At 60.3% G+C, this 8,695-nt stretch carries 13 protein-coding genes; 7 read left to right on the top strand and 6 right to left on the bottom strand.

Annotation, left to right across the window (positions count from 1 at the left end):
- The first annotated feature begins 130 nt into the window (after window positions 1-130).
- Window positions 131-970: a DUF3800 domain-containing protein gene (locus ACODR8_RS16765; RefSeq protein ID WP_489008320.1), complete on the top strand. Its 840-nt coding sequence runs from the start codon at window positions 131-133 to the stop codon at window positions 968-970.
- Window positions 971-1,124: 154 nt separating this feature from the next.
- Here ACODR8_RS16765 and ACODR8_RS16760 read toward each other — a convergent pair whose 3' ends face one another.
- Window positions 1,125-1,418 (bottom strand): type II toxin-antitoxin system RelE/ParE family toxin, encoded by a 294-nt coding sequence (locus tag ACODR8_RS16760; protein WP_489008319.1) that lies wholly within the window; start codon window positions 1,416-1,418, stop codon window positions 1,125-1,127.
- Window positions 1,415-1,720 (bottom strand): type II toxin-antitoxin system RelB/DinJ family antitoxin, encoded by a 306-nt coding sequence (locus tag ACODR8_RS16755; protein WP_021316614.1) that lies wholly within the window; start codon window positions 1,718-1,720, stop codon window positions 1,415-1,417. The genes ACODR8_RS16760 and ACODR8_RS16755 overlap by 4 nt, the downstream gene beginning before the upstream one ends.
- Before the next feature lie 550 nt (window positions 1,721-2,270).
- On the opposite strand from ACODR8_RS16755, the gene ACODR8_RS16750 reads away from it, so the two are divergent.
- Both ACODR8_RS16750 and ACODR8_RS16745 read left to right on the top strand, forming a co-directional pair.
- Window positions 2,271-2,486 (top strand): helix-turn-helix transcriptional regulator, encoded by a 216-nt coding sequence (locus ACODR8_RS16750; RefSeq protein WP_021316615.1) that lies wholly within the window; start codon window positions 2,271-2,273, stop codon window positions 2,484-2,486.
- Window positions 2,483-2,677 carry a helix-turn-helix domain-containing protein gene (locus tag ACODR8_RS16745; protein ID WP_489008318.1) on the top strand — a complete coding sequence of 65 codons (195 nt, stop codon included), beginning with the start codon at window positions 2,483-2,485 and terminating at the stop codon, window positions 2,675-2,677. Before ACODR8_RS16750 ends, ACODR8_RS16745 begins: the two co-directional genes overlap by 4 nt.
- On the opposite strand, the gene ACODR8_RS16740 is transcribed toward ACODR8_RS16745, so the two are convergent.
- Entirely contained in the window at window positions 2,652-3,866 is a 1,215-nt protein-coding gene (locus ACODR8_RS16740) for a tyrosine-type recombinase/integrase (protein WP_489008317.1), read from the bottom strand. The genes ACODR8_RS16745 and ACODR8_RS16740 overlap by 26 nt on opposite strands.
- 537 nt (window positions 3,867-4,403) lie before the next feature.
- Here ACODR8_RS16740 and ACODR8_RS16735 point away from each other — a divergent pair.
- The 4 genes from ACODR8_RS16735 (at window position 4,404) to ACODR8_RS16720 (ending at window position 5,563) form a co-directional block, all read left to right on the top strand.
- A complete protein-coding gene (locus tag ACODR8_RS16735; RefSeq protein ID WP_006948571.1) occupies window positions 4,404-4,619 on the top strand; it encodes a cold-shock protein in 216 nt (71 codons plus the stop codon).
- Window positions 4,620-4,696: 77 nt separating this feature from the next.
- Window positions 4,697-4,909 (top strand): hypothetical protein, encoded by a 213-nt coding sequence (locus ACODR8_RS16730; protein WP_217675011.1) that lies wholly within the window; start codon window positions 4,697-4,699, stop codon window positions 4,907-4,909.
- Between the two features lie 97 nt (window positions 4,910-5,006).
- Window positions 5,007-5,204 (top strand): hypothetical protein, encoded by a 198-nt coding sequence (locus ACODR8_RS16725; protein ID WP_294131168.1) that lies wholly within the window; start codon window positions 5,007-5,009, stop codon window positions 5,202-5,204.
- Complete coding sequence (locus tag ACODR8_RS16720; RefSeq protein WP_489008316.1) at window positions 5,204-5,563, top strand: glycine zipper 2TM domain-containing protein; 360 nt, start codon at window positions 5,204-5,206, stop codon at window positions 5,561-5,563. Before ACODR8_RS16725 ends, ACODR8_RS16720 begins: the two co-directional genes overlap by 1 nt.
- A 59-nt stretch (window positions 5,564-5,622) precedes the next feature.
- Here ACODR8_RS16720 and ACODR8_RS16715 read toward each other — a convergent pair whose 3' ends face one another.
- The 3 genes from ACODR8_RS16715 to sucC all read right to left on the bottom strand — a co-directional run bounded on the left by ACODR8_RS16715 (window position 5,623) and on the right by sucC (window position 8,595).
- A complete protein-coding gene (locus ACODR8_RS16715) occupies window positions 5,623-6,552 on the bottom strand; it encodes an electron transfer flavoprotein subunit alpha/FixB family protein (RefSeq protein ID WP_489008315.1) in 930 nt (309 codons plus the stop codon).
- Window positions 6,549-7,298, bottom strand: a complete 750-nt coding sequence (locus tag ACODR8_RS16710) for an electron transfer flavoprotein subunit beta/FixA family protein (RefSeq protein WP_294131161.1) — start codon at window positions 7,296-7,298, stop codon at window positions 6,549-6,551. Before ACODR8_RS16710 ends, ACODR8_RS16715 begins: the two co-directional genes overlap by 4 nt.
- Window positions 7,299-7,395: 97 nt before the next feature.
- Window positions 7,396-8,595 (bottom strand): ADP-forming succinate--CoA ligase subunit beta, encoded by a 1,200-nt coding sequence (gene sucC / locus ACODR8_RS16705; RefSeq protein WP_489008314.1) that lies wholly within the window; start codon window positions 8,593-8,595, stop codon window positions 7,396-7,398.
- Window positions 8,596-8,695 lie beyond the last annotated feature (100 nt).

The following is an 8,695-nucleotide window of genomic DNA, read 5'->3' as shown; positions in this document are numbered from 1 at the left end:
TGCCATCTCGAAATATCAGCCAATCACCGCAAGGCGGCCCTCACCGGAGCGATACCATTTACCCGCCGGTAAACGGACTGTCCGACATCGGCCAGATGCTGTTGGGATTGGTTGTACGCGAGGGGGATATATGAAGTTCATCTATGTCGACGAGAGCGGTGCGCGTGATCAGGGTGACGTATTCGTGATGTCAGGGCTAATGGTCGACGCCTACAAGCTGCGTAAAAAGACGGCAGACTTCGATGCGAAGCTTGAGGCTATTTTCGCCCAGCACCCTGGCGCACGCGGCGATCTCAAGACGAAGCGCTTCATCAACGGTGCTGGTGCTTGGAATCAAGTGCCCGCCCAGCAGCGCAAGGACTTCCTACGCGAGATCTGTGAACTCGCCGTCGCCAATGGTGGCAAAGTATACGGGATCGCCCTCTCTTACGAACGGTTCGACGCCGCAGTCGCTGCCGGTCATGGTCATCCGTTCGCGAACAGCTACTGGATCGCGACCGCCGTGTTCGTCTCCGCGCTGGTTCAGAAGAAAATGCAAGGGGTGGCGAATGCTAAGGGTCTCACCGTCTTTATAATGGACGACAACAAGCAGGAGATGGCGAACCTCTCCGACGGCCTCTACAAGTGCAACGAGTGGTATGACGGCTTGTATCAATGCCGGGGCACGAAGCGCGGCAAAAGCGTTTGGATGGAACGTAGGCCGAAGGATCGTTTCGACCAGATCATCAATACCGCGTTCGCAATCAAGTCGGATCATTCTTCGCTTGTGCAAGTCGCCGATGCGCTGAGTTGGGTCTACCGCCGCCATCTCGAACTGACGTTGCAGGCGGAGGCCTACGCCGGCGAGCAGGCCTATTATCAAGGTTTGGTCAACGTCCTTGAGCCGCAGCGTGAGAAGCTCGGACAGTGTCCGAAGGAGGCGTGTGTAACGTTCTATCAAGCCGCTCGTCACGAAGCATGGATCGTTTAACAGCCTCGATCCGTGGGCGACGGCCCAGATATTGCTCATACCTAAGCCAATATAGTCGACTTTTGTGATTGCGCCCGGCGTAAGCTATGCTCGCGCCCCCGCTTCAAACCGGACAGTCTCCTACCGGCCAATCTCTGCCAGCGTTCAGCGGTATTTACTCCGGAGGAATGTCGTGGGGCCACATGCGCGCACCATGGATTACGCGAAGGACGCGCACGGTATCCCCGATGATCTGGTAAGGTGCGATATAGGGCGTGCGCGCGATCACCAATTCGCGCGTTCCTTCGATCCGGCCCGGACGCCCGCTATTCGGGAAATCTTTGAGGCGCTGGGCCGCTGCCTCGATGCGGTCGTCAACGTCGGCGGCAGCTTGAGGGTTATCCTCGGCAATCCAGATGAATATCGCCAAACGGTCGGTCGTGGCGCGATTGGACCAAGCGAGTTTCATTGCACCGGCTTGATGCCCTTTCGCGCATTCGCTCGAAGCTCAGCAAATCGCGCGGAAACCTCCGCGTCGTCAATGTCGGGCCGATCATCGTCCAGCGCCTCCTGCACCCGCGCCCGAAACCACTGGTCATAGGCTTGCCGCTCTACCAGCAGCTCCATGGGGGCAACACCCTCGCGCGCCGTGCGGGTCAGAAGGATGCGCACGGCGTCTGATACCGTAAGACCCATCCGCTCGAAAACGGCGGAGGCGCGGTCCTTCACGTCCGAATCGATTCGGGTCTGAATAAGGGCATTGTTGGCCATGGGATCACTCCTTCGGCTCATATGTAATTCAATCGCATGACAATTGCCATCGAGAAACCGCAAATCATCGTGATACGAGTGCCATCAGAATGTGCAAATCGGCACTGAAATGCCGAAAGCGGCAGTATAGTGCCTACTTCCGGAACTCTATTTCCTATCCCCTTGCGCGCCAGGAAAAAGCGAGACAGCATACGCACAGGAGGCATAGCAAAGGACGGCTTGGCGGGTCGTCAACAAGAGGTCCGCCATGGCGTACGACTCGAACAGGTCGATTGCTATTATTTCACGGGCTAAATGCCCGCTACTTGCCCTTGCAAGGCACCGCCCCGCCCAATCCCGGCAAAAGGCGACCGCCGCTTGCCGCCTGGGGCCACCGATGATCCGCTATCGCCGCCACATGCGCGAAATCTCCGCCGATCCTCGACATTTGCCGCCGTAGGCCCGCCATAGCCCTATGCGCGCCGATTGCCCCTTGCGGGCTGAGGGACGGCCCGCATTGTTCAACTCTCATGGGGGAAAGGTATAACTGGCGAATGTATGGAATAAGTCGATGTCCAACACCGATCGTATCATCCGATTAAAGACCGTTCTGGCCCGCACCGGGCTTTCCCGTTCAACCCTTTACCGCAAGATCGCGGACGGGACGTTTCCCGCTCAAATCCGGATCAGCGTTCATGGCGCTGGCTGGCGGGAGTCGTCCGTCGAACGCTGGATGGCCGATCCTGTCAGCTATCGCGAGGAACGGGCCGGGAGCCATGCCCAATGACCGCGCTCCCGCCCCCCGATCCGATCTGCGTCCGCGTCAATGAAGCGGCGCGCATGATCGGCGTCGGTCGCACCAAGCTCTATGAATTGATCGCGGCTGGCGAGATCGAAACGGTGAAGCTTGGCAAGGCAACCCGTATCACCACCGCCAGCCTGCACGATCTGATCAGGCGACAACGCGGAGCGCTGTAGGCTCGGACGCCGTTGCGGCGACGTCCTTCCCCTTGCCGCTTTGTGTCTCTGTCCGGTCGAGATATTCGGCCCAACGCGCCATGAGGCTGCGCCGCTTGTCGAAAAAGTCGGTCCGGCGATAAGCGGCTTCGACCTTGTTGGGCAGCTTGTGCGCCAGTGCCTTGTCGGCAACCTCCTTCGGGAAGCGCGTCCGTTCGGCTGCCCAATCGGTAAAGGATGAACGAAAGCCATGGACCGTTATCCGTGCAATTCCATCATCTCGCAACAGCTTGGTCATAGTTACATCGCTGATAGGCTTCTCGCCATTATGAGAGAACACAAGCCCAGTGTCGCTGGTGCGCTCGTTCCACCGTTTGCGTAGCAACGCTACAGCGGGCGCAGACAATGGCACGATATGGGTTTCCCGTGCCTTCATCCGTTCGCCTGGAATGGTCCAAATGCCCTTGTCCAAGTCAAACTCTGTCCAGACGGCAAAGCGCGTCTCGTTGGAGCGCACGGCATTGTAGATGGTAAAGCGCAGCGCGTCCCGGCCCGTTGTCGGCGCTGCCACCGCCAGCTTCTGCATAAGCGCTGGAACATCGGCATAGGGCATGGCCTCCATATGACCGCGCTTGTCGTTCTGACGCGGAAGCCCTTTGCGAACGGAACGCAGCGACACTTCCCCCGGCACCCAGCCTTTGACGTGCGCAAAATCTAAAACAACGCTTATGCGCTGCAAAATGCGGCGGGCAGTTTCCGGAATTTCGAGCCAGATCGGCGCGAGCGCCTCGACCACGCAGGCGCTATCTACTTGATCTACCGGCTTCTTGCCGATCTTCGGGAACAGATGCTTTTCGAAGCTAGCAAGCCACTTCGCATGGTGCCCGCCATTCCAGCCTTCGCGTAACGTCTCGTGGCAAGTCCGAGTCGCGGCTTCGAAGTTGGGCACGATCTTTCGCGCCTTCCGCCGCTCGGCGACTGGATCAAAGCCCTCTCGGACTCGGCGACGTAGTGCTGCTGCTGCTTCGCGCGCCTCGGCTAGCGATACGTCCAACGCTGATCCCAGCCCATAGTCACGGCGTTGGCCGTGTCTCTGCATTCGCAAAACCCATGTCCGCGCCCCGCTGTCCTTCACGAGCAGGCAAAGGCCACGACTATCGGTATGGCGACCGGGTTTCGCGTTCTTAACTTTCAAAGTTGTTAGTGCCATCAGGTTCGGTTCCCTATTAGGGAATTTTCCGCCTGCGTTCCCACAAACTGGTCCCACATTTCGTAGCGAAAAATGATCCCACTGTTGTTCCCACATTTTGATGCGGGTTCAGACAAATCAGGGCGACCGACCGCGAACAGGCTACAACAAAAATCACCGATGTTACAATGTGCTTACGGACGCCATGAACCCGCCTGACACGATACTTTTAGCGACTCCTCCGCTACCATTTTTTCCGATATTCAGCAGTCACCATGTTCGCCGCCGGAGCCGCGTCGATTTCGCCCGGATCAGCCATGTAGCGGATGCACAGGCGAGACCGGAGCCGCACACCCAGCCACGCAAATCCGGCTGCCTGGAACGCCACATCCCGTCATGCGATTTGCTATTTGCCACTGCCTGCCCTACATAGGCGCTGCTACAGTCGCAAATCGACGGTTTTCGGCGCTTTGCGGCACCTACTTCCTTCTTTCCCTGCCCCGATAGCAACCCGGCGTATCCACACGGGCTGCGCCGCCCAGAAAGAAGGAATAATTTATGAGCAGCATCACTGGCGTCGTCAAGTTCTTCAACGCCGACAAGGGCTATGGCTTCATTGCCCCCGACAATGGCGGTGCCGACGCATTCGTTCACATCAGCGCCGTCGAGCGCGCTGGCCTGGCTACCCTGCGTGAAAAGGACCGCGTGTCCTATGATCTGGAGCAGGACAAGCGCGGCAAGATGGCCGCTGTGAACATCGCCCACGCCGAATAATTCGGACGGCCCGGATCGGGCGCGGGGGTCATCCTTCGCGCCCGGCCCATTCATCCTTTGATTTTGAGGAGAGCCTCATGGCCGTTACCGACTATCATAGCCTCGCCGCGCAAGCCCGCACCGACGCCGACGCCGCGACGCTGGCCAATGTCCGCGACCGCTGCCTGCGCGCCGAAGCCGCCTGGCTGGCCATGGCCCAGCGTCAGGACCTGACTGACACGGCCCGCGCCCGCCGCGAAACCGCCGCTGCCGACGCCCGCGCCGAACGGCTGGCCGACGCCGCCGAGTAATATCCCCGCTCTCTTTGTTGTCCGCTCTGCCGGAACCCATGGCGTCGCCGCCCGTTGATTGGCCGACGTCTTGGATACACAACAAAGGAGCCACCCCATGATCCGCACCCTGATTTTCGGCGCCATCGCCGGTTATGTCGGCAAGAAGCTGTATGACGACGGCAAGCTGGACCAGTTCCGCGACGATCTCGTCAGCCGCTATAACCAGGCCAAGGCCGACCTGTCCGACCAGCGCGCCGCCGACACCAAAATCTCAACGCCGGTGAGCCATACAGCCACGCCGCTGGTGTCGTGATGCGCAAGCCCCTCCTGGCGGTCGCCCTGGTCGCCATGCTTCCGCTGGGAGCCTGCGTCTCCGACAGTGGCGGCAATCGTGGCTATGGCTATGACCGCCCCAATGATCGTCGCGGGCCACCACGTTATGAGCGCCGCCCGATCCGCGACGACGAGCAAATCTATCGCGATCGCGACGGACGCTATTATTGCAAGCGTGACGACGGCACGACGGGAACGATCGTCGGCGCGATTGCTGGTGGCGTGCTGGGCAATGTCATCGCTCCGGGTGGCTCGAAAACCCTCGGCACGATCCTGGGCGGCGGTGCTGGCGCACTGGCTGGTCGGGCGATCGACAAGAACGACGTCAACTGCGAATGACGTAGAAAAGGGCGCGGGATTTTCACCCCGCGCCCTTTCTTCTATTGCATCATACCGACTTAGAGCTTGCCAGTCAGTTCCGGCACAACCTTGAACAGATCGCCCACCAGACCGATGTCGGCCACCTGGAAGATCGGCGCATCCTCATCCTTGTTGATCGCGATGATGGTCTTGCTGTCCTTCATGCCCGCCAGATGCTGGATCGCGCCGGAAATACCGACCGCGACATAGACTTCCGGTGCCACGATCTTGCCGGTCTGCCCGACCTGATAATCGTTCGGCACATAGCCCGCATCGACCGCCGCACGCGACGCGCCGACCGCTGCACCCAGCTTGTCGGCCAGCGGGAAGATCACTTCTTCAAACGTCGGCCCGTCCTTGAGCGCGCGACCACCCGACACGATGATCTTGGCGCTGGTCAGTTCGGGACGTTCCAGCTTGGCGATTTCGGCACCGACGAAGGACGACAGCCCCTTGTCGCCGGTCGAGGCCACGGCTTCCACCGTCCCCGAACCGCCATCGCGTTCAGCCTTCTCAAAGGCCGTACCGCGAACGGTGATGACCTTCTTGGCGTCCTTGCTCTTGACCGTCGCGATCGCGTTGCCAGCATAGATCGGACGGGTGAACGTATCGTCGCTCTCGACCGACAGGATGTCGCTGATCTGCATCACGTCGAGCAGAGCGGCGACACGCGGGGCGATATTCTTGCCGTTGCTGGTGGCGGGCGCGATGAAAGCGTCATGATGCCCCATCAGTTCCACGATCAGCGGCGCGACATTTTCGGCCAACGCGTGGCCAAAGGCCGCGTCGTCAGCGACATGGACCTTGCCCACGCCCGCAATCTTCGCCGCCGCATCGGCAACGGCGCTAACGCCTTCGCCAACGACCAGCAGATGGACTTCACCCAGCTTGGCAGCGGCGGTGACGGCTGACAGGGTGGCGTCTTTGACGGCCCCGCCCTCATGTTCAACCCAGACGAGCGTTTTCATGCGGCAACTCCCATGGCCTTGAGCTTGGCAACCAGTTCATCGACATCGGCAACCTTGATGCCCGCGCTGCGCTTGGGCGGTTCGACGACCTTGAGCGTCTCCAGCCGAGCGCTGATGTCGACGCCATAATCGGCAGGCGTTTTCTGTGCGAGCGGCTTGCTCTTCGCCTTCATGATGTTGGGCAGCGAAGCGTAGCGCGGCTCATTGAGGCGCAGGTCGGTGGTGATGATCGCGGGGGTGGACAGCTTGACCGTCTCCAGCCCGCCATCGACTTCGCGCGTCACCGACACGCTGTCGCCCTCGACCTCGACCTTCGATGCGAAGGTGCCCTGCGGCAGGTTCAGCAGCGCCGCCAGCATCTGGCCGGTCTGGTTGCTGTCATCGTCGATTGCCTGCTTGCCCAGGATGATCAGGCCAGCGCCTTCCTCTTCCTGCACCTTGGCGAGCAGCTTGGCCACGCCTAGCGGCTCGACTTCCTCATCGGTCTGGATCAGGATCGCGCGGTCGGCGCCCATCGCCAGCGACGTGCGCAACGTTTCCTGCGCCTTGGCGACGCCGATCGACACGGCGATCACCTCGGTCGCCACACCCTTTTCCTTCAGGCGGATGGCTTCCTCGATCGCGATCTCGTCAAACGGGTTCATGCTCATCTTGACGTTCGCCAGATCGACGCCCGTCCCGTCCGCCTTGACCCGCGGTTTTACGTTATAATCGATCACCCGCTTCACGGGGACAAGGATCTTCATTTCAACATCCTCCACTATAAATGCCAACACGGGCGCGGGCAGCCCGTAACCGGACTACCCGCACCCCTTTTGGTGTCAGTTCAGGTGAAAAGCGGCCTCAGGCTGCCTTCCTCACTTCCGCCACGATCTTGCGCGCCGCATCACCCAGATCGTCCGCCGGGACGATGGCCAGGCCCGAAGCCGCGAGAATATCCTTGCCCTGCTGGACATTGGTGCCTTCCAGGCGAACCACCAGCGGAACCGACAGATTCACTTCCTTGGCCGCTGCAACGATACCATCGGCGATGATGTCGCACTTCATGATGCCGCCGAAGATGTTGACCAGGATGCCCTTGACCGCCGGGTCCTGCAAAATGATCTTGAACGCCGCCGTCACCTTCTCGGTCGTGGCGCCGCCGCCTACGTCCAGGAAGTTGGCAGGGAATTCGCCGTTCAGCTTGATGATGTCCATCGTCGCCATGGCCAGGCCCGCGCCGTTGACCATGCAACCAATGTTGCCGTCCAGCTTGATGTAGGCGAGGTCGTACTTGGAGGCTTCGACTTCGGCTGCATCTTCCTCGGTCAGGTCGCGCAGTTCGGCGATATCCTTGTGACGGAACATGGCATTGCCGTCGAAACCGACCTTGGCATCCAGCACCAGCAGATTGCCCTGCTTGGTCAACGCCAGCGGATTGACTTCGATCTGCTCGGCATCGGTGTCGAGGAACGCGGCATAAAGCGACGAGGCGACCTTCGACGCTTGCTTGGCCAGATCACCGGTCAGGCCCAGCGCAGCGGCCACCGAACGGCCATGATGCGGCATGAAGCCGGTCGCGGGATCGACCGAGAAGCTGTGGATCTTTTCAGGCGTCGAATGGGCGACTTCCTCAATGTCCATGCCGCCTTCGGTCGACACGACGAACGCGACTTCGCTGCTGCCACGATCGACCAGCAAGGCGAGGTAGAATTCCTTGTCGATGTCCGCGCCGTCGGTGATGTAGAGGCGGTTGACCTGCTTGCCAGCGTCGCCGGTCTGGATCGTCACCAGCGTGTTGCCCAGCATGTCGGTCGAGTGCGCCCTGACCTCATCCAGGTTGAAGGCGAGGCGAACGCCGCCCTTGGCTTCGGCGGGCAGTTCCTTGAACTTGCCCTTGCCACGGCCACCAGCGTGGATCTGCGACTTCACGACATAAAGCGGCCCAGGCAGCTTCTTGGCGGCTTCAACAGCTTCCTCGACCGAGAAGGCGGCATAACCAGCGGCGATCGGCGCGCCATATTTCGCGAGCAGTTCTTTCGCCTGATATTCATGAATATTCATGGAGCGTGCCGTCCTTTTCCGTCGAACCGTGATGGCGACGGCTAAAGCACAGACGGAATTACAGAGCCAGTATGATTTCGCAAAACGACTTTGCAAAATT

Source organism: Sphingobium sp. FG58 (genome assembly GCF_057809055.1).
This window is presented reverse-complemented; position numbering and strand designations above follow the sequence as displayed.

Bases quoted from the DNA above. Each gene is read 5' to 3' on its own strand.
- ACODR8_RS16765 (WP_489008320.1), top strand. From the start codon at position 131: ATGAAGTTCATCTATGTCGACGAGAGCGGTGCGCGTGATCAGGGTGAC.
- ACODR8_RS16725 (WP_294131168.1), top strand. From the start codon at position 5,007: ATGATCCGCACCCTGATTTTCGGCGCCATCGCCGGTTATGTCGGCAAG.
- ACODR8_RS16720 (WP_489008316.1), top strand. From the start codon at position 5,204: ATGCGCAAGCCCCTCCTGGCGGTCGCCCTGGTCGCCATGCTTCCGCTG.
- ACODR8_RS16730 (WP_217675011.1), top strand. From the start codon at position 4,697: ATGGCCGTTACCGACTATCATAGCCTCGCCGCGCAAGCCCGCACCGAC.
- ACODR8_RS16735 (WP_006948571.1), top strand. From the start codon at position 4,404: ATGAGCAGCATCACTGGCGTCGTCAAGTTCTTCAACGCCGACAAGGGC.
- ACODR8_RS16710 (WP_294131161.1), bottom strand. From the start codon at position 7,298: ATGAAGATCCTTGTCCCCGTGAAGCGGGTGATCGATTATAACGTAAAA.
- ACODR8_RS16760 (WP_489008319.1), bottom strand. From the start codon at position 1,418: ATGAAACTCGCTTGGTCCAATCGCGCCACGACCGACCGTTTGGCGATA.
- ACODR8_RS16750 (WP_021316615.1), top strand. From the start codon at position 2,271: ATGTCCAACACCGATCGTATCATCCGATTAAAGACCGTTCTGGCCCGC.
- ACODR8_RS16715 (WP_489008315.1), bottom strand. From the start codon at position 6,552: ATGAAAACGCTCGTCTGGGTTGAACATGAGGGCGGGGCCGTCAAAGAC.
- sucC (WP_489008314.1), bottom strand. From the start codon at position 8,595: ATGAATATTCATGAATATCAGGCGAAAGAACTGCTCGCGAAATATGGC.
- ACODR8_RS16755 (WP_021316614.1), bottom strand. From the start codon at position 1,720: ATGGCCAACAATGCCCTTATTCAGACCCGAATCGATTCGGACGTGAAG.
- ACODR8_RS16745 (WP_489008318.1), top strand. From the start codon at position 2,483: ATGACCGCGCTCCCGCCCCCCGATCCGATCTGCGTCCGCGTCAATGAA.
- ACODR8_RS16740 (WP_489008317.1), bottom strand. From the start codon at position 3,866: ATGGCACTAACAACTTTGAAAGTTAAGAACGCGAAACCCGGTCGCCAT.